The organism is Gemmatimonadaceae bacterium, from assembly GCA_035533755.1.
Lineage (GTDB): Bacteria > Gemmatimonadota > Gemmatimonadetes > Gemmatimonadales > Gemmatimonadaceae > JAGWRI01.
In genome coordinates this window covers 1-17,558 of the sequence record DATLTC010000066.1, presented here as the reverse complement: position 1 = coordinate 17,558, position 17,558 = coordinate 1, and the positions used below count along the sequence as shown (strand labels likewise).

The 17,558-nt window shown below is 68.3% G+C and carries 18 protein-coding genes; 7 read left to right on the top strand and 11 right to left on the bottom strand.

Annotated elements, in window-relative coordinates:
• From VNE60_10430 to VNE60_10420, 3 genes are all read left to right on the top strand, one after another.
• The coding region (locus VNE60_10430; GenBank protein ID HVB31930.1) for a TonB-dependent receptor at positions 1-2,244 on the top strand (2,244 nt) is incomplete at its 5' end.
• Between the two features lie 77 nt (positions 2,245-2,321).
• Entirely contained in the window at positions 2,322-3,737 is a 1,416-nt protein-coding gene (locus VNE60_10425) for a SusD/RagB family nutrient-binding outer membrane lipoprotein (GenBank protein ID HVB31929.1), read from the top strand.
• A gap of 76 nt (positions 3,738-3,813) precedes the next feature.
• The gene (locus VNE60_10420; GenBank protein HVB31928.1) at positions 3,814-4,284 is read left to right on the top strand and encodes a hypothetical protein; all 471 of its coding nucleotides are present in this window, start codon (positions 3,814-3,816) and stop codon (positions 4,282-4,284) included.
• Between the two features lie 8 nt (positions 4,285-4,292).
• On the opposite strand, the gene VNE60_10415 is transcribed toward VNE60_10420, so the two are convergent.
• Positions 4,293-4,694: a hypothetical protein gene (locus tag VNE60_10415; protein ID HVB31927.1), complete on the bottom strand. Its 402-nt coding sequence runs from the start codon at positions 4,692-4,694 to the stop codon at positions 4,293-4,295.
• A gap of 248 nt (positions 4,695-4,942) precedes the next feature.
• Between VNE60_10415 and VNE60_10410 the strand changes: the two genes are divergently transcribed.
• The 4 genes from VNE60_10410 (at position 4,943) to VNE60_10395 (ending at position 9,380) form a co-directional block, all read left to right on the top strand.
• A complete protein-coding gene (locus VNE60_10410) occupies positions 4,943-6,286 on the top strand; it encodes an NRAMP family divalent metal transporter (protein ID HVB31926.1) in 1,344 nt (447 codons plus the stop codon).
• Positions 6,287-6,290: 4 nt separating this feature from the next.
• The gene (locus VNE60_10405; protein ID HVB31925.1) at positions 6,291-7,556 is read left to right on the top strand and encodes a CBS domain-containing protein; all 1,266 of its coding nucleotides are present in this window, start codon (positions 6,291-6,293) and stop codon (positions 7,554-7,556) included.
• 151 nt (positions 7,557-7,707) lie between these two features.
• Complete coding sequence (locus tag VNE60_10400; protein HVB31924.1) at positions 7,708-7,932, top strand: DUF3311 domain-containing protein; 225 nt, start codon at positions 7,708-7,710, stop codon at positions 7,930-7,932.
• Positions 7,929-9,380 (top strand): sodium:solute symporter, encoded by a 1,452-nt coding sequence (locus VNE60_10395; GenBank protein HVB31923.1) that lies wholly within the window; start codon positions 7,929-7,931, stop codon positions 9,378-9,380. Before VNE60_10400 ends, VNE60_10395 begins: the two co-directional genes overlap by 4 nt.
• On the opposite strand, the gene VNE60_10390 is transcribed toward VNE60_10395, so the two are convergent.
• From VNE60_10390 to VNE60_10345, 10 genes are all read right to left on the bottom strand, one after another.
• The gene (locus VNE60_10390; GenBank protein ID HVB31922.1) at positions 9,370-10,185 is read right to left on the bottom strand and encodes an undecaprenyl-diphosphate phosphatase; all 816 of its coding nucleotides are present in this window, start codon (positions 10,183-10,185) and stop codon (positions 9,370-9,372) included. The two genes, VNE60_10395 and VNE60_10390, sit on opposite strands and share 11 nt — an antisense overlap.
• Positions 10,186-10,299: 114 nt before the next feature.
• Positions 10,300-10,656, bottom strand: coding sequence for a hypothetical protein (locus VNE60_10385; protein HVB31921.1), 357 nt, complete (start codon positions 10,654-10,656; stop codon positions 10,300-10,302).
• Between the two features lie 10 nt (positions 10,657-10,666).
• The gene (locus VNE60_10380) at positions 10,667-11,665 is read right to left on the bottom strand and encodes an FAD:protein FMN transferase (GenBank protein HVB31920.1); all 999 of its coding nucleotides are present in this window, start codon (positions 11,663-11,665) and stop codon (positions 10,667-10,669) included.
• Positions 11,655-11,804, bottom strand: a complete 150-nt coding sequence (locus VNE60_10375; protein HVB31919.1) for a hypothetical protein — start codon at positions 11,802-11,804, stop codon at positions 11,655-11,657. Before VNE60_10375 ends, VNE60_10380 begins: the two co-directional genes overlap by 11 nt.
• Entirely contained in the window at positions 11,801-12,379 is a 579-nt protein-coding gene (locus VNE60_10370) for an Rnf-Nqr domain containing protein (GenBank protein ID HVB31918.1), read from the bottom strand. The genes VNE60_10375 and VNE60_10370 overlap by 4 nt, the downstream gene beginning before the upstream one ends.
• A complete protein-coding gene (gene rsxE / locus VNE60_10365) occupies positions 12,376-13,071 on the bottom strand; it encodes an electron transport complex subunit RsxE (GenBank protein HVB31917.1) in 696 nt (231 codons plus the stop codon). Before rsxE ends, VNE60_10370 begins: the two co-directional genes overlap by 4 nt.
• The gene (locus VNE60_10360; GenBank protein HVB31916.1) at positions 13,068-13,742 is read right to left on the bottom strand and encodes an RnfABCDGE type electron transport complex subunit G; all 675 of its coding nucleotides are present in this window, start codon (positions 13,740-13,742) and stop codon (positions 13,068-13,070) included. The genes rsxE and VNE60_10360 overlap by 4 nt, the downstream gene beginning before the upstream one ends.
• Entirely contained in the window at positions 13,739-14,731 is a 993-nt protein-coding gene (locus VNE60_10355) for an RnfABCDGE type electron transport complex subunit D (protein HVB31915.1), read from the bottom strand. Before VNE60_10355 ends, VNE60_10360 begins: the two co-directional genes overlap by 4 nt.
• Before the next feature lie 8 nt (positions 14,732-14,739).
• On the bottom strand, positions 14,740-16,068 hold the full coding sequence (rsxC, locus tag VNE60_10350; GenBank protein ID HVB31914.1) for an electron transport complex subunit RsxC: 1,329 nt from the start codon (positions 16,066-16,068) through the stop codon (positions 14,740-14,742).
• A 7-nt stretch (positions 16,069-16,075) separates the two neighbouring features.
• A partial coding sequence (locus tag VNE60_10345) for a ferredoxin (protein ID HVB31913.1) occupies positions 16,076-17,558 on the bottom strand: 1,483 nt, incomplete at its 5' end.

The following is a 17,558-nucleotide window of genomic DNA, read 5'->3' as shown; positions in this document are numbered from 1 at the left end:
GACGGCCACACGTACGACAACGACCTGCAGATCTCGGGCGGCGATCAGCGGACGACCTTCTTCCTGTCCGCCGGCCAGACCGACCAGAACGGCGTCGTCATCGGCCCCAACAACTACTACAATCGCAGCTCGGTGCGCCTCAAGGCGACGCACGCGCTGAACAGCAACCTGCACATCGGCGGCAACGCCGATTACGTGGACAGCCGCGGCGCCTACATCCAGCGCGGCTCGAACGTGTCGGGCCTGCTGCTCGGCGGCTACCGCACGCCGGCCGACTTCAACAACTTCCCGTACCTCGATCCCACGTTCCATCTGCAGCGGTCGTACCGCTATCCCGAGCCCACGGGCACGTCGCAGACCACCGGGCGCGGCTACGACAACCCGCTGTTCGTGGCGTACAACAACGGCGCCGAGAGCGAGCTGGGCCGCTTCATCGGCAACACCAACGTCGACTGGGCGCCCAATACCTGGTTCGCCCTCAAGGAAAACTTCGGCATCGATTCGTACAGCGACTACCGCCTCGAAGCGCTGCCGCAGAGTTCCTCCGGATCGCCCACGGGTCAGGTGACTCGCACCGACCAGTTCTATCTCGGCCTCGACAACAACCTGCTCGTGACGCTCACCAAGCACCTGAGCGGCAGCGATGAAGCGCAACTCGTGGTCGGGCAGGAATTGAACTCGCGGCGCGACCGGTTCAACAGCAACACCGGCCTCAACCTCGTGGCCCCGCAGCCGTTCTCGCTGCAGAACACCACGTCGTCGTCGCCCTCGGAAAACCGCAGCCTACGCCACATCGAAGGCTACTTCGCGCAGGGCTCGCTGGACCTGTTCAACCAGCTGTACCTCACGGCCGGCGTCCGCAACGACGGCTACTCGACGTTCGGCGCGTCCAACCGCACCGCCAACTATCCCAAGGCGAGCATTGCCTGGAACGTCACCAACTTCATGGGCAACACCAACCAGACCGGCCTGCTCAGCTACTTCAAGCTGCGCGCCGCGTATGGTGAGACGGGCAACGAGCCGCCCGTGTACGCCGACGCCACCGGCTACTCGCTGGGGCAGGGCTTCTACGGCTCCGGCTACGGCGACGGACTGAACGCCACGCAGCAGGGCCGCGCCGGCCTCGTCACCAACCCCACGGAAGGCGGCGGCAAGACGCTCAAGCCCGAGCGCACCAAGGAATCCGAGATCGGCACCGACCTGGCGTTCTTCGATCAGAAGATCGAACTCGGCCTCACCTACTACGACAAGAAGTCCACGCAGATCATCCTTGCCCTGCCCCAGGCGCCCGACGCCACGGGCTTCTACAGCGCGATCACGAACGGCGCGCAGATCAACAACCAGGGCACCGAGCTCACGGTGGCCGGCCATCCGATCAACAATCGGGACCTCGGCTGGGACATCGGCATCAACTGGGCGCACAACCAGAACATGGTGGCCGACCTCTCGGGCGTGCAGTTCGTGAGCCGCGGGGCCGGCAGCTTCTCCGGCGCCTACGGCACGGTCACCAAGGGCTATCCGGTGGGCGTGCTCCGCGGGCAGGACTTCGCCATCTGCGGACGCGGGCTGGTGCTCAACGGCGTGAACATCGATCAGGCGTGCGGCGCGAATTCCAATGGCGCGCTGTACATCGGGGCCAACGGCCTCCCGGTGGTGGATCCCACCGATCGCGTGATCGCCGATCCGAACGCCAAGTGGACGGGCAGCGTCACCACGACGCTGCGCGTGGGTCGCAACCTCCGCTTCAACGGCCTGCTCGACATCAAGCATGGCGGCCAGGCGTGGGACGGCACCAAGGGCGCGCTGTACTACTTCGGCACGGCGGCCGGCACGGCCATCCGCGGCCAGAGCGTGACCTACGGCAAGGACTACTTCACGCAGCAGTATCCGCGCGTGGCCGGTCCGGGCGCCGGGACGTCGTTCGTGGTCGGCCAGAGCTGGTGGACCGGCCAGGGCGGCGGGTTCGGCAGCGTCTCCGCGCAGTTCATGGAGCCGGCCGGGTACGCCAAGCTCCGTGAGCTCGGCGTGACGTACACGCTCGACGAACCATGGGTGTCGCGCGATCTGGGCCTGTCCTCGATCGACGTGCACTTTGCCGGCCAGAACCTGAAGACCTGGACCAAGTACGGTGGCACCGACCCCGAAGCCAACCTCGGCGGCGCGGCCGTGCTCGTGCAGGGCATCGACTACTTCGGCCTGCCTGGCATCCGCTCGTTCGTCCTCTCGCTCACCCTGAATCGGTAGCTGCGGCCGCGCGTGCCGTCGCCCTTCTCGCGACCGCACGCCCGCCACAGTAGACACGGCATACGGAGATCATCCACATGACCAGACGGATTGCCAGGCAACTCGCGGTGCTCGCGCTGCTCGCGCTGCCCGCGGGATGCAGGAACTTCCTGACCGGTGGGGAGCTGAGTACCGACCCCAACCGCGTCGTCACCGCCACCCCGCTGCTGCTGTTCGAGTCCACGCAGCCCAAGCTGTGGACCGAGATGGGCAGCGACCTGGATCGCAACGCGGTGATGTTCATGCGCCAGATGGCGGGCGCACAGCGTCAGTACCAGAGCATCTACCAGTACAGCGTCGACGAGAGCACGGCGGGCGGCTTCTACGCCTCGCTGTACGGCGTGGGCGCCCTATACGACTTCCGCAACATCGAACAGATGGCGTCCGCCTCGGGCGACTCGCTGCTGCTCGGCATCACGCAGGTGGAAGAGGCGATGATGATGGGCACGGGCGCCGACGTCTTCGGCGATATCGTGTACAGCAAGGCCTTCTCGGGACCGAACCCGGCGCTCGATCCGCAGATGCAGGTGTACGACAGCCTGCAGGCGCTGCTGAGCCGCGCGATCGTCAACCTGAGCGCCACCGGACCCAGCAACGCCGGGCCGGGCACCGTCGACATGGCGTACAGCGGATCGGCCACCAAGTGGAAGAAGCTGGCCTACACGCTCAAGGCCCGGTACTACATGCACACCGCCGAAGTGCGCGGGACGCCGGCGTACCAGGCGGCCCTCGCGGCCACGCAGAACGGCATGCAGGTGCCGTCGGATGACTACATGGCCACGTACAGCGGCGCCTCCGGCGGGCAGAACCTCTGGTACCAGTTCGACATCGTCCAGCGGTCGGGCTACATCGCGCCGGATCCGTACTACGTGAACTTCCTCACGAATACGCCCGACCCGGTGTTCGGCACGCCCCGCAACGATCCGCGGGTCAATCTCTACTTCAACGCGGACCGCAGCGATCTGAACAACACGTGGATCGGCGTCCAGGGCAACGGCAACGCGCCCACCGAGTACGTGACGGCGGCGGAGAACCTGCTCATCGGCGCCGAGGCGGCGTACAAGACGGGCAATCCGACGATGGCGCTGTCGCTGCTCAACCAGGAACGCGCCACGTACCAGTTCCCCAAGGCGCTCGCGCCGTCGGGTTACGTGGTGCCCACCTATCCCGCCGGCACCACCGGCGCGCCGCTGCTCCAGGCGATCCTGGACGAGAAGTACATCGCCCTCTTCCAGAACATGGAAGTCTGGAACGATTACAAGCGGAACTGTTATCCCAACCTGCCGCTCGCGCCGGGCGCCATCCAGAACAAGATCCCGGCACGGCTGTTCTACGACACGAGCATCCGCAACACCAACACCAGCATTCCGGCGCCCAGCCAACAGCCGATCCGGAACGCCAACGATCCCGCGAACGCCACCGATCCGTTCGGCAACGCGTGTATCGGGCAGTAGACACGAGGTAGATTTACCGGCCAGGGCGGAGTCCATATGGGCTCCGCCCTGGTCTTCTCTTTTGGAGGCATGGCGTATGGCAGGAAGGCGGTGGACGACGGGGCCGATCGCGGTAGCCCTCGCCGTGGGGCTCGCGTCGAGCGCGGGATGCTACTACAGCGTCCCGGTGGACGCATCGACCTCGGTCGTCGGGCAGGACGTGCAGGTGACTCTCACCGCCGTCGGCACCGAGACCCTGACCGGCAAGATCGGACCATACGTGCAGGAGATCGACGGCCGCCTAGTCTCCTTCGACCCGGCCTCGGTCACCGTGGCCGTGGCCAGCACCACCAACACCGACGGACTCTCCCAGGACTGGAAGGGCGAGGAAGTCCAGATCCCCCAGCACGTGGTGCACTCGATGACCGTGAAGGCGCTCTCCAAGCAGCGCACCACGTTCGCCATCCTGGCCGGCATCGCCGGCGCCCTCGTCCTGCGCGGCGCCCTGGGCGGCACGTCGTTCGTGGGCTCCGGCAACCCCACCGGCGGCGTGCCCACCGGCCAGTAGCGGCCCGGCTAGCGAATCGACAGGCTGGACCGGGAGAGCTCCACCTGGAGCATCCAGGTCACGGTCTGCCCCAGTTGGACGGAGAACGTCTCGCTGGTGAAGTCGTCGGGGGCACCGATGGAATGGGCCACGAGCTGCAGGGCGCGGCTGCGGCCGGTCCACGCCGTGGGCACCTGGAACGTCTGGACGTTGGCTGAGCGGATGGTCCCCAACCGCGACTTCACCCCGTCGTGCGCCAGCCACACCACGACGTCCGTCCAGTTGCGGTTATCGATCGCGAACGTGACCGTGGACGAGTCGGGATCGATGAGCGCGAGGTCGGTGGCCGGTCCGCCAGCCAGCTGCACCACGCGCGCGCACGCGCCCGCCGCCGAAACCGCCACCAGCACCGCGAGCCAGGCACGGGCCATCCACCGCGCCCGTACGCGACCCGGGCGGCTCCGCCCGGATCCGGCCACCTGCGGATGACGACCTGTGCGCGTTGGCGCGATCACGGCCCATCGCCTCCTGGTTGCGGGACTATGGCCCGTTTTGAGCCACCCTGCAACCGTCCTCACAAATTCCGAACTCGCGCCGGCCGCGCCGATTGCCGAAGCGCAGCACTCCGTGCAACTTGCCTCGTACTTTTCCGACCACGACCCACACGCGACCGCCGCCCGTGTACTGGATCAGCAAACTCCTGCATCGCCTCTCCCGCACCAAGCGCCGCTGGGCCATCCTGCTCGCGGTGCTCGGCCCCGGGATCATCACCATGGTGGCCGACAACGATGCCGGCGGGATCTCCACGTACTCCCAGACCGGTGCGCTCACCGGCTTCAACATGCTCTGGGCGTTCCTGATCCTCGTGCCCATGGCGTACTACGTGCAGGAGATGACGGTGCGCCTGGGCGCCGTCACCAAGCGCGGACACGCCGAAGCCATCTTCGACGCCTTCGGCCCGGTGTGGGGCTGGTTCTCGGTGTTCGATCTCGTGGTCATCAACTGGCTGACGCTGGTCACCGAATACATCGGCATGACGCAGGCCCTGCGCCTGTTCAACGTCCCCGAATGGGTCACGTTCTTCGGCGTGACGTGCCTGCTGCTCGCCATCGTGATCACGGGCAAGTACTGGACGTTCGAGAAGATCACGCTGTTCTTCTGCCTGTTCAACCTCGTGTACATCCCGGCGGCGATCTGGGCCATGAAGACCGGGAACGTGAACCACGGCTGGCTCCAGGTGGGACGCGGGTTCTATGCGCCGCGGTTCGTGCTCAGCCCCCAGTTCGACGCCGCCGCGCTGCTCACGCTGATCATGGCCAACATCGGCACGACGATCACCCCCTGGCAGATCTTCTTCCAGCAGTCGGCCGTGGTGGACAAAGGGATGGACGTGAAGGACATCCGCTACGGCAAGATCGACACGTTCGTGGGCGCGCTCGTCACGTGCATCGTCGCCGCCTTCATCATCATCGCCGCGGCCGGCGTGTTCTACTATCACCCGGGCGGGTCAATCGGCATCGAGTCCGCCGCGCAGGCGGCGGCCAAGATGCCGGCCGTGATGCCCGGCGGCCACCTCGGTCTCTGGGCCCGGACGCTGTTCGCCATCGGCCTGTTCGACGCCGGGCTGCTCGGGGCGCTGTGCATCTCCCTGTCCACGAGTTGGGCGTTGGGCGAGGTGTTCGGCTGGGCCCACTCGCTCAACCGCAGCGTGCGCGAAGCACCCTGGTTCTACGTGGCGTACGTGGCGATGTTGGTGTCGTCGGGCATCGTGTCGCTCATCGCGAGCATCAAGGTGCAGGACGCGATCACGATCTTCGTGCAGGTGGTGGCGGTCACGCTCCTCCCGGCGGCGCTGGTCTTCCTGATCCTGCTCCTCAACGACCGGGAGCTGATGGGCGACCACGTCAACACCCGCTGGCAGAACATCGCCAACTGGTCGATCACCGTCTTCGTGATCGTCGTCTCGTCCATCTTCGGCCTGTCCGTGATGTTCCCCCAGCTGTTCGCCGGCCTCGGCAGGTGACGCCATGACGACTCCCACGACGGCGCACGGCCACCCCGCCGCCTCCGGCCCGGAGTACGACACGTATTTCTTCACGGCGCTGCTCGGCCGTCACGTGTGCGAGACCCGCGCCGAATTCCGCATCGGCAAGCTCACCGATCTCGTGTTCCGGCTCAGCGAGCCGTACCCCGAGGCGGTGGGCATCTTCATCAGCCACGGCTGGGGGAACCCCACGGAATTCATCCCCTGGGACCGCGTCAGCCGCATCGAGGGCGGCACGATCTTCGTCCTGCCTCCGGTCACCGGCGACCGGTACCCGCCGTTCGTGGACCAGCCCGGCTGGATCCTGCTCAACGAGCATCTCGTGGGCAAGGAGATCTTCGACATGGAGGGCCGGCGGCTGGAGATCGTGAACGACGTGCAACTCCTGAGCAGCCGGGGACGCATGATCCTGGCGCACGTGGACACGTCGTTCAACGGCTTTCTGCGCAAATGGCGCCTGGACTGGATCGGCCGCCAGAAGGATCAGCTGATTTCATGGAAGTTCGTGCAGCCGCTCTCCATCGAGGATGCCACGTCCAGCCGCAAGGTCTCGCTCTCCCTCACCCGCTCGCAGATCCACGAGATTCCGAGCGAGGACCTCGCCGACGCGCTCGAGGAGCTGTCGGGGCGGGAGCAGGAGGCGGTGTTCTCGGCGCTCGAGTCCGACAAGGCCGCCGAAACGCTGCTCGAGGCCGAACCGCGCGCCCAGCGGCAGTTGGTGGCCGACCTGCCACCCGACCGCGCGCGCACGATTCTCTCCGGAATGTCCGCCGCCCAGATCGCCGACCTGCTCGAGGCTCTGCCGCTGGACGATCGCCGCGAGCTGATCGCGCTGCTGCCCAGCGAACAGGCCGATCGCACCCGGGCGATCCTGTCGCAGCACGAGCCCACCGCGGGCGAGCTCGTGGCGTCCACCTATGTCGCGCTGCCGCCCGAGACCCCGGTGGCCGAAGCGCTGCGCCGCCTGCACGCGTCCCAATTGAACAAGCGGTTCCTGCAGTACGTGTACGTGGTGCAGCCGCCCGGCCAGGTGCTGCTCGGCGTGGCCGACCTGCGGGAACTGGTGGTGGCCGAGGCCACGGCCACGCTCGGCGAGGTGATGGCCGAGCCGGCGGTATCGGCCGAGCGCGATCTGCTCGAGGCCGACGTGCGACGAATGTTCGAGAAGTACCGTTACCGCATGCTGCCGGTGGTGGATGCGTCGAATCACCTGCTCGGCGTGATCCACTACAGGGACATCGGTGATTGACCGCGATGCCGGCGCGCGCGAGCGCCCGGCCATGGAGAGGTGGCATGGCACGCATTGAAATGACGCGAACCGTCCGGGTGGCGCTCCTCGTGCTCCGCATCTACTTGCTGGGCATGCTGACGCTCATCCTCGTCAAGTTCCTGCGGATCGCGTGACCGGATCCCCCACGCCGGCGCGGGCCCGCCGCTATCGCTGGCTCGCCCTCCTGCCCCCCGTCGCGCTCCTCGGCGGCATCCCGTTCGTGAATCGCGTGCACCCGCTGGTGCTGGGCCTGCCGCTGCTGCTGGCCTGGATCGTGGGCTGGGTGATTGCGACGTCGGCGGTCATGGGATGCGTGTGGATGCTCGACCGCGCCCGCTCGCGCGCCGATCGATGACCGTGGCCCTGGGCATTCTCCTCGCGGCGTTCGCGGCGGCCATCGGGCTGGGCCTGCTCGCGCGCCGCGGGCACACGATGAGCCTGGAGCAGTGGAGCGTGGGCGGCCGCGGGTTCGGGACCGTGTTCGTGTTCCTGCTCATGGCCGGCGAGATCTACACCACGTTCACCTTCCTCGGCGGCAGCGGATGGGCCTACGGCAAGGGCGGGCCGGCGCTCTACATCCTCTGCTACGGCGCCGTGGCGTATACGCTGTCGTACTTCATGCTCCCGGTGATCTGGCGGTACGCGCAGGCCAAGCGGCTCGTGTCGCAGCCCGACTTCTTCGCCGCCAAGTACGACAGCCGCGGCCTCGGCGTGCTCGTGGCCCTGGTGAGCGTGGCGGCGCTGGTGCCCTACCTCGTGCTCCAGCTCAAGGGCCTCGGGATCATCGTCTCCGAGGCGTCGTACGGCGCCGTCTCGCCCACGACGGCGGTGTGGACGGGCACCGCGGCGCTCGTGGGCTACGTGGTGGTGTCGGGCGTGCGCGGCTCGGCGTGGACCGCGGCGCTCAAGGACATCATGATCCTGGGCGTGGCGGTGGCGATCGGCGTGTACCTGCCGTTCCACTACTACGGCGGCTACGGCGCGATGTTCGAGGCCATCGATCGCGCCCGGCCCGGCTTCCTCACCCTGCCCGCCACGGGGATGAGTCCGGCCTGGTTCGTGTCCACCGTGGTGCTCACCGCGCTCGGGTTCTACATGTGGCCGCAGTACTTCGCCGGCGCCTACACGGCCCGCAGCGAGGACGTGTTCCGCAAGAACGCCGTGCTCCTCCCGCTCTATCAGCTGGTGATCCTGTTCGTGTTCTTCGCGGGGTTCGCGGCCGTGCTCACGGTGCCGGGCCTCAAGGGGCCCGACGCCGACCTCTCGCTGCTGCGCATTGCCAAGCAGACGTTCTCGGCGCCCACCGTGGGCGTGATCGGCGCCGCGGGGCTGCTCACCGCGCTCGTGCCCGGCTCGATGATCCTCATCACCGCGGCCACGATCCTGGCGCAGAACGTGTACCGGGTGCTCGTCCCCACCGCCACCGACCGCGCGGTCACGCGTCTCGCGCGCGCCCTCGTGCCGGTGATCGCCCTGCTCGCCGTGGGCCTCACGCTGCGCGGCGGCGAGGCGCTGGTGCCGCTGCTGCTCATGGGCTACAACCTGGTGACGCAGCTGTTCCCGGCGCTGCTGGCGAGCCTCGGCGAGCGGCCCTGGGCCACCACCTCCGGTGCGTTCGCCGGGATCGTGGCCGGCGAGTTGACCGTGGCCTACCTGAGCCTCACCGGGGCGACACTCGCCACGCTGGCGCCCGGGGCGCCGCAGACGCTCAAGGACCTGAACGTCGGCATCGTGGCCCTGACCGTGAACGCGGCCGTGCTCACCACGGTGTCGCTGGCTACGCGGCGGCGCCCTACTTGGTGACCCAGTTGCTCCCGGTGGCCAGCAGCGCCAGCAAGGCGAGTCCGAACACGATGCGGTACCAGGCGAACACGTCGAACGAGCGGTGCGACACGAAGCGCACCAGCCACCGCACCACCACCAGCGCGCTCGCGAACGCCACCACGAAGCCGATCGCGAAGATCATCGCGTCGGAGCTCGACAGCAGGTGCCGGTTCTCCCACAGCTCCAGTCCCGTGGCCGCGAACATCACCGGAATGGCGAGCAGGAACGAGAACTCGGCGGCCGCCGGCCGCGCCACACCCACCAGCAGCGCGCCCATGATCGTGGCCCCCGAGCGGGAAACGCCCGGGATGAGCGAGAACGTCTGCGCGATGCCGATCCAGAGCGCCGTGCGGTAGCCGATCTGCATCACCGTCTCGATGCGCGGCGTGGGGCGCCAGTGCTCGATGGCGAGGATGACCACGCCGCCGATGATCATCGTCCCGATCACCACCGGCGGCGTGAACAGATGGGCCGTGATCCAGTGATGCGTGGCCAGCCCGACGATCGCCGCCGGCAGGAACGCCACGAACAGCGCGAGGATGAACCGGCGCGATTCCTCGACGGCGAATCCGTCGCGCGCCACGCGCCAGAGCATGGTGCGATACAGCCACACGATCGCGAGAATGGCGCCGAGCTGGATGATGATCTCGAACGCGTCGGCGCGCGGGCCCACGAACCCCAGCGCGTGCCCCGCCAGGATCAGATGTCCGGTGGACGAGACGGGCAGGAACTCGGTGACCCCCTCGACGAGTCCGAGGATGATCGCGGCGATGATGTTGTGCATGCGGGCGTGAAGGCGGGTGTGGATGGCAGAACTGCTGCGGGCACGACGCCTTCAACCTACCGCGCGGCGGGACGCCGCCGCGACCCCCGCCGGGCCGGCAGCCCCGGCCGCCCTTCAGGCCATCGGCTCGGCGTGATCGATCTTCCACCGGGCCGGCGTGCCGCACTCCGAGCAGGCCGCATGGCCGTTGCCGTACAGCACCATGTCGGTCTCGCGATCGCAGGCCGGGCACTTGGCCCGCAACGTGTGCAGCCCGTCCAGGGGCAGCCCGTTGTGGACGATCCGGGCCACCATCGCATCGGGCCCCACCGCGCCCAGGGGGCACAGCGCGCCCGTGCACTTGTCGCCCACCTCCAGGCACACCACCTCGGCATCCCAGAGTGTGGCCTGCCCGTCCTCGAGGGGCGCATCGGTGATCACGACGTTCACGTCGCGGTCGCAGGCCCCACAGTACACGCGGTGGCTCTTCATCTCGCCCTCCTCAGGTCAACGGGATGGCCTCAGCTCCAGGAATCAACCGGCGCGCGAGCACGGTGGCCGCCTCGCGCGACAGCCCGAACCCCGACGTCGACGCCGCATCGGCATCCATCACGCAGTCGCCGCCCAGCACCGTGCAACTGTGCACCGGCGTGCGCCGCGGCGCGGCCGTGGCCGGGTCCATCAGGTGGTCGTACCGCACGCCGCGCCAACGGAAGTACCGCTCGTAGTCTCCCGACGTCGTGACGGCGCGGTTGGCCACGTCGAGCGTGGCCGACAGCGCGGTGAGATCGCGCGGGTTGCGAATGCCCACCTTCCACGCCCCGCCCTCGGGGGATTCGCCCAGCGCGTACAGATCGCCGCCCACGGTGACGATCGCATGGGCGACGCCCAGCGCCCGCAGTGCCTTGGTGGCCCGATCGATGCCGTAGCCCTTGGCGATCGCGCCCAGGTCGAGGTGCACGTCGCGGTCGTGATAACGCAGCGCCGGCGCGCCGTGGAACGTCGAGACGTCCACCTTGCGCCAGAAGCCGCGTGACGCCAGGCGCTGCACCCGATCGGCCGCCGGCGGCTCGTGCCGGTTCAGCACGTCCCAGAGTTCCGACACCTCGCCGATGGCCGGATCGAACCGGCCGTCGCTGGTCGAGGCCCACTGGAGCGCCCGCCGGACCACGAGCGCCGTGTCCGGCGTGACCGTCACCGCCTCGCGCGCCGCGCCCAGATTGGCGCGGCCGATGTCCGAGGTGGCCGAGTATCGCGTCATCGTGCGATCCACCCACTGGAGTTCGGCGATCGCGGCGTCGATCGCGCGCTCGGCGAAGCGCACGTCCTGGTGCGCCACCTGCACCTCGGCGATGGTCCCCATCACCGGGAAGGTCCGCTTGGCCATGGTGATTCGGCGGCGCAGCGCGAGGGGCAGCGTGAGCCCCACGAACACGCCGGTGCCGATGGTCAGAAATTCACGCCGGCCAAGATTCCAGCGCGACGACGGATCAAACGCCATGATGATCTCCCTTGTCCCAGCGGTCGCAGGAGCCGCCGGTGCAGCCTTCGCAGTGGCCGGTGCACGCGCGATGTGGAACCAGCCCGTAGACGGCGAACAGCGCCGCCGCGATGATGATGCCGATGATGGTGTGTGTCATCCCGCAGTCCCCATTCCCGCGAATCCCATGAACGCCATCGAGAGACACGACGCGATGACCAGCACGAGGCCCATCCGCCGCGCCACCGCCGGCACGTCGGTCACTTCGATGCGCTCGCGGATGGATGCCATGAGCGACAGCGCCAGCGTGAGCCCGAACCCCGCGCCGAGCGCGAACACCAGGCCTTCCGCGAACGTGTAAGCCCGGCTGGTCTGGAACAGCGCCAGACCCAGAATGGCGCAGTTGGTGGTGATCAGCGGCAGGTAGATACCCAGCTGCCGGAACAGCACCGGCAGATACTTCTTCACCGCCATCTCCACGATCTGCACCACCGACGCGATCACGACGATGAACGCGATCGTCCGCAGGTACGGCGTCTGGGCCAGGACGAAGGTGTTGAGCACCCACACGCTCACCGCGGTGAGCACGAGTACGAACGTATTGGCCAGCCCCAGCCGCCACGCGGTCTCGACCTTGCCGGTGACGCCGAAGAACGAACACAACCCGAGGAACATCACCAGCGTGAAGTTGTTGACCAGCATCGTCGAGATGAAGATCCACGACAGGTCTCTCATGCGGTCCTCCGCGCACGGCGTTTCTTCAGCTCCATCACGTAGGCCACTCCGAGCAGCGCGATGCCCAGCGCCAGGAAGCCGCCCGGCGGCATCATCATGAACACCCAGGGCTCGAACCGCGGGCCGAACAGCGGATGGCCGAGAATGCTGCCGTTGCCCAGCACCTCACGGATCGTGCTCAACAGCGACAACGAGAGCGTGAATCCCAGTCCCATGCCGAGGCCGTCGGCCACCGCGCGGTGCACGGGCACCTTGGCGGCGAACGCCTCGGCCCGGCCGAGCAGCAGGCAGTTGGCCACGATCAGCGGAATGAACGGCCCCAGCGCCTTGCGAATGTCGGGCAGGATGGCCGCCAGGATCATGTCGGCCAGCGTGACGAACGTGGCGATGATCAGGATGTACGAGGTGATGCGCACCTCGTGGGCGATGTACTTGCGGAACAGGGAGACAAAGAGCCCGGACCCGACGAGCACGAACGTGGTCGCGAGGCCCATGGCCAGCCCGTTGGCGAGCACGTTCGTGACGGCCATCGTCGGGCACATGCCGAGCAGCTGGACGAGCACGGGATTCTCGCGGCCGATGCCGCGCCAGATGTCGGCCACGACGCTCGCCGGCGGCGGCGCGCCCGGTATCAGCGCCGGCGCACGCGGCGCGGGGGCCGCCACCGGCTCGGCGACGGGAACGGATGTCACAGCTGGCCTCCACGATCGTAGGCTTGGACCAGCGGCCGCCATTTGGCAACCGCGTTGTTGATGATCCGGATCACGGCGCGCGACGAGATCGTGGCGCCCGTGATGGTCTGGACCTGGCTCGGATCTCCACCGGCGAGCACCTTCACGCCCTTGAGCGGCGCCACGCGACCCGCGAACTGGTGCGTGAACGCGGTGTCCGTCTCGATGCGTTGACCCAGGCCCGGCGTCTCCTGCTGATCCAGCACCTTGTATCCGGTGAGCGTGCCGGTGGCGGGATCGAATCCGATCATCAGGTTGATCAATTCCTGGAACCCCGGCTCGGCGGCGGTGATGGCGACGCCGATGCGATGGCCGGCGCTGTCATAGCCCACGAACGCCTTGGGCGCCTCGGCCTTGTCGCCGCCCGCCGGCAGCTTGGCCGAGAGCGCGCTGCCCACCAGATACAGCGTGTCCCACCGCGCGGGGGCCTTCAGCACTTCCCGCACCGCCGCATCAACCTGCTCGGCCGCATGCTTCTGGACGGCGGGCAGGGTGAGGTTGTACACCGAGACGATGAGCCAGCCCGCGGCCGCGCCCGCGACGAGGAGCGTCAGCAGCAGCTTCCACGCCGGCGTGTGTGCGGGCTCCGCCGGCGGCGTGGGCGGCACGTGGCACTGCGGTGCGTCGGTCACGTGGTTGCCCTCGGCGTGGTGCCGAACACCCGCGGCTGCGTGGCCCGGTTGATGAACGGCACCAGCGCGTTCATGAACAGGATGGCGTACATCACGCCTTCGGGCAGCCCGCCCCAGATGCGGATCACCACCACCAGGATCCCGACGCCCACGCCGAACACCCAGCGCCCGCCGTTGGTCACCGGCGACGTGACCATGTCGGTGGCCATGTACACCGCGCCGAGCATCAACCCGCCCGAGAAGAGCATGAACATCGCGTCGGGCTTGGACGGATCGATGGCGTGCACGATCGCGCTGAATGCCGCCACCGTCAGCAGGATGCTCGCCGGGATCCGCCAGTTGAGATAGTTGCGCGACGCCAGGTACACGCCGCCGGCCAGGATCACCAGCGCCGCGGTCTCGCCGATCGAGCCACCCCGGTTGCCGATCACCAGGCTCGCGAGCGCCGATCCCTTGCCCTCGAACTTCAGCAGCCCGAGCGGCGTGGCCGAGGTCACGGCGTTCACCACAGGGTGCATGAACGGGGCCACGAACAGGTCGCCCTTGAGACTGAAGAAGCTGCCGCCCACGGTGGGCCAGGTGGTGATCGCCACCGGGAACGACGCCTGCAGGAACGCGCGCCCCACGAGCGCGGGGTTGAACACGTTCTGGCCCAGCCCGCCCCACACCGCCTTGCCGAAGCCGATGCCGAACGCCCCGCCCAGGAACACCATCCAGAGCGGCATGCCGGCCGGCAGCGTGAGGCCGAGCAGGAGCCCCGTGATGGCCGCCGACCCGTCGGCCAGCGATCCGCCGCGGCCGAACACGCGCTCCGCCGCTATGGCGCCGAGCGTGGCCGCGGCGATCACCAGCAGCGCGCTCACTCCAAAGAACCAGGCCGCGGCCACGATGACGGGCACCAGGCTCCACACCACGTTCCACATGATGCGGGGCGTGGAGTCGGCGGGCTTCAGATGCGGCGACGCCGTGACGATCAGACGCGGAGGCATCGATTCGTTCATTGGACGGTGGCGAGTTGGCGCCGGAGCGCCGCCTTGCTCGCCTGGAAGAGTTGGGCGAGCGGGATGTTCGACGGACACACATAGGCGCACGACCCGCAGAGCATGCAGTCGGCCAGATGCGCCTCCGCCATCTCGTCATAGCGCCGCACGCGCGCCAGATCGCCGAGCATCGAAGGATTCAGGAACACCGGACAGGCGTCGAGGCAGCGACCGCAATGGATGCAGGCCCACGTCTGCTCCTGCCGCATCTCGTCCTTCTGCAGCACCACCACGCCCGTGGTTCCCTTGAGCACCGGCGCATCGAGGTTCGCCACCGCCTGCCCCATCATCGGCCCGCCCACGATGACCTCGGCCGCGTCGGCGGTCACGCCGTCGCAGAACGCCAGGAGGTCGCGCAGCTTCGTGCCCACCGGCACGATGAGGTTGGCCGGCCGGCGCAGGCCGTGGCCCGACACGGTCACGATGCGTTCCACCAGCGGCAGCCCGGTCTCGAACACCTCGGCGATCGCCGCCACCGAGCCCACGTTCTGCACCACCACGCCCACCGTCACGGGCAGCTGCCCCGACGGCACCTCCACCCCGGTCACGGCCTTGATCAGCATCTTCTCCGCGCCCTGCGGATACTTGACCGTGAGCGGAAGAATCTCCACGTCCAGATCGGCCGGCACGGCGGCGATCATCGCCGCGATCGCATCGGGCTTGTTGCGCTCGATCCCCACCACGCTCTTCGTCACGCCGAGCGCGCGCATCATGACGCGGATGCCGAACAGCACCCGCGGCGCGTACTCCACCATCGTGCGGTGGTCGGAGGTGAGATACGGCTCGCACTCGGCGCCGTTGATGATCAGCGTGTGCACGTGGGCGTCCTTGGGAGGCGCCAGCTTCACGTGCGTGGGGAATGCCGCGCCGCCCAGCCCCACCACGCCGGCGTTCTGCACGGCCCGCACCACTTCGTCGGTCGAGAGCCCCTCCCACTGCGGAACCAGCCGCGGCCGCGGAATGTGCGGCGCGTACCGGTCCACCTTGATCCGCACGGCTTCGGCCATCGACCCGTCGGGGTGCGGCCACCAGTCGATGTCCACCACCGTCCCCGCCGCCGAGGCGTGGATGGGCACCGACATGAAGCCGTCGGCCTCGCCCACCGTGTCGCCGCGCTCCACGTGATCGCCCACCTTCACGCACAGCTTGGCCGGCTTGCCGGCATGCTGCCGCAGCGGCAGCACCAGCTCATCGGGATACGGCATCCGCCGGATCGGGAGCTGGTTGGTGAGCTCCTTCTCCTCCGGCGGATGGACGCCGTGCCGGAACCCCAGCGAGATCGCCATCGTCAGCTCAGTTGAACTTCGCGCCGCGCTTCACCCATTTCTCCAGATCCTTTTCTTTGGGGTTGAGCGGCGTGCCCGGGTGGATGATCGACACCGGGCAACGTTCGGCGGCGGTCACGAGCTGCTGGTACGTGCCGGCGTGCGCGTCCTTCACGTATGCCTGCTTGTCCGCGTTGTACGCGAACATCTTCTTGTTCAGGTTGGTGCACTCGTTGCAGCTGGTGCACCGCGCCGAGTCGATGTAGGCCTCGAGGACGAGCGCGTCGTCATCCGCCACGGCAGTGGCCGACGCGGCCACCGCAGCGGCGGCCGGCGCGGGTGCCGGTGCTACCGCCGGAGCCGCAACGGCAGCCGGCGCGGCCGCCGGGACGGGCGCAGCAGCAGGCGCCTGAGCGGCAACCGCCGCCGCGCCGTTCCCGTTCCCATTCCCCGTGTGCGCCACCTCGGGCAGCGACGCCAGCAGTTCGGCGATCGCCAAACCGCCGCCGTGCCGCATCAATCCCTCGGCCAGCCGGCGCGCGATCTGCGACGGATAGCTCGCCTTGAGGTCGTTGATCTTGGCCTCGTACTCGGCCCGCACGGCCGACATCCGCTGTTCCAACTCGACCTCGAGCGCAGCCGCCACCGCGTCGTGCACGGCGGGCGAGATCTCGAGCCCGGCCAGCTGCTTGAGCTGCGACCAGAAGTGCAGGCGCTCCTGCGCCAGCTGCACCATCTCCGCCGACACGCCCAGGCGCCGCAGCGTGCGGTCCTTGCCCACGGCCAGGATGTACGGCGCGCGACCGTCGCGCTCGTCGGCCGGCAGCGCCACGAATTCATGGAACGGCATCATCGCGTCGTTCCACGCTTCCGACGGCACTTCGGTGAAGTGCTGCTTGAACCGGGCTTCCGTCGCCGCCCAGTCGGCGATCGTGAGCGGCACGTCCACCGCCTGCTCGGCGCCCGCGTCGTCCACATACTTGACCGTGTACGTGGGCCAGGTCTCGTCGGGCGACGGATTGCCGTCCAGACTCAGACAGTCGGCGAAGGTCGGTCCGGCATCGGGGTCGTACGTCAGGAAGGGGAAGGCGCGACTCTCCAGCGCCAGCCGCGCGGCGTGCTGCGACGAGTCGTCGGCCAGCCCGTGCTCCACCGGGCACGGAGTATAGATGTTGAACACCGCCGGACGGCGCTTGTGCAATCCCTTGAGCACGCCCGCCACGAGGTGCGACGCCGACGCCTGCGACGACTGGTGCACGTACGCGCCGCGGTGCGCGATGGCCAGGAGCGCGAGCTCCTTGCGCGTCTCGGTCTTGCCGTGCTGCGCCTTGCCGTAGGCGGCCATGTCGGCCACCTGGCCGGTATAGCCCGAGGTGCACGCCTGTCCGCCGGTGTTGGAATACACCTGCGTGTCGAGCACCACCACCTTGATCGGCTTGCCCGACGCGAGCAGCCGCGAGAGGTTCTGGAATCCGATGTCGAGCATCGCGCCGTCGCCGCCCATCGAGACG

Excerpts from the sequence above, each read along its gene's own strand:
- VNE60_10425 (HVB31929.1), top strand. The coding sequence starts at position 2,322 with ATGACCAGACGGATTGCCAGGCAACTCGCGGTGCTCGCGCTGCTCGCG.
- VNE60_10420 (HVB31928.1), top strand. The coding sequence starts at position 3,814 with ATGGCAGGAAGGCGGTGGACGACGGGGCCGATCGCGGTAGCCCTCGCC.
- VNE60_10415 (HVB31927.1), bottom strand. The coding sequence starts at position 4,694 with ATGGCCCGTGCCTGGCTCGCGGTGCTGGTGGCGGTTTCGGCGGCGGGC.
- VNE60_10405 (HVB31925.1), top strand. The coding sequence starts at position 6,291 with ATGACGACTCCCACGACGGCGCACGGCCACCCCGCCGCCTCCGGCCCG.
- VNE60_10395 (HVB31923.1), top strand. The coding sequence starts at position 7,929 with ATGACCGTGGCCCTGGGCATTCTCCTCGCGGCGTTCGCGGCGGCCATC.
- VNE60_10390 (HVB31922.1), bottom strand. The coding sequence starts at position 10,185 with ATGCACAACATCATCGCCGCGATCATCCTCGGACTCGTCGAGGGGGTC.
- VNE60_10385 (HVB31921.1), bottom strand. The coding sequence starts at position 10,656 with ATGAAGAGCCACCGCGTGTACTGTGGGGCCTGCGACCGCGACGTGAAC.
- VNE60_10380 (HVB31920.1), bottom strand. The coding sequence starts at position 11,665 with ATGGCGTTTGATCCGTCGTCGCGCTGGAATCTTGGCCGGCGTGAATTT.
- VNE60_10375 (HVB31919.1), bottom strand. The coding sequence starts at position 11,804 with ATGACACACACCATCATCGGCATCATCATCGCGGCGGCGCTGTTCGCC.
- VNE60_10370 (HVB31918.1), bottom strand. The coding sequence starts at position 12,379 with ATGAGAGACCTGTCGTGGATCTTCATCTCGACGATGCTGGTCAACAAC.
- VNE60_10355 (HVB31915.1), bottom strand. The coding sequence starts at position 14,731 with ATGCCTCCGCGTCTGATCGTCACGGCGTCGCCGCATCTGAAGCCCGCC.
- rsxC (HVB31914.1), bottom strand. The coding sequence starts at position 16,068 with ATGGCGATCTCGCTGGGGTTCCGGCACGGCGTCCATCCGCCGGAGGAG.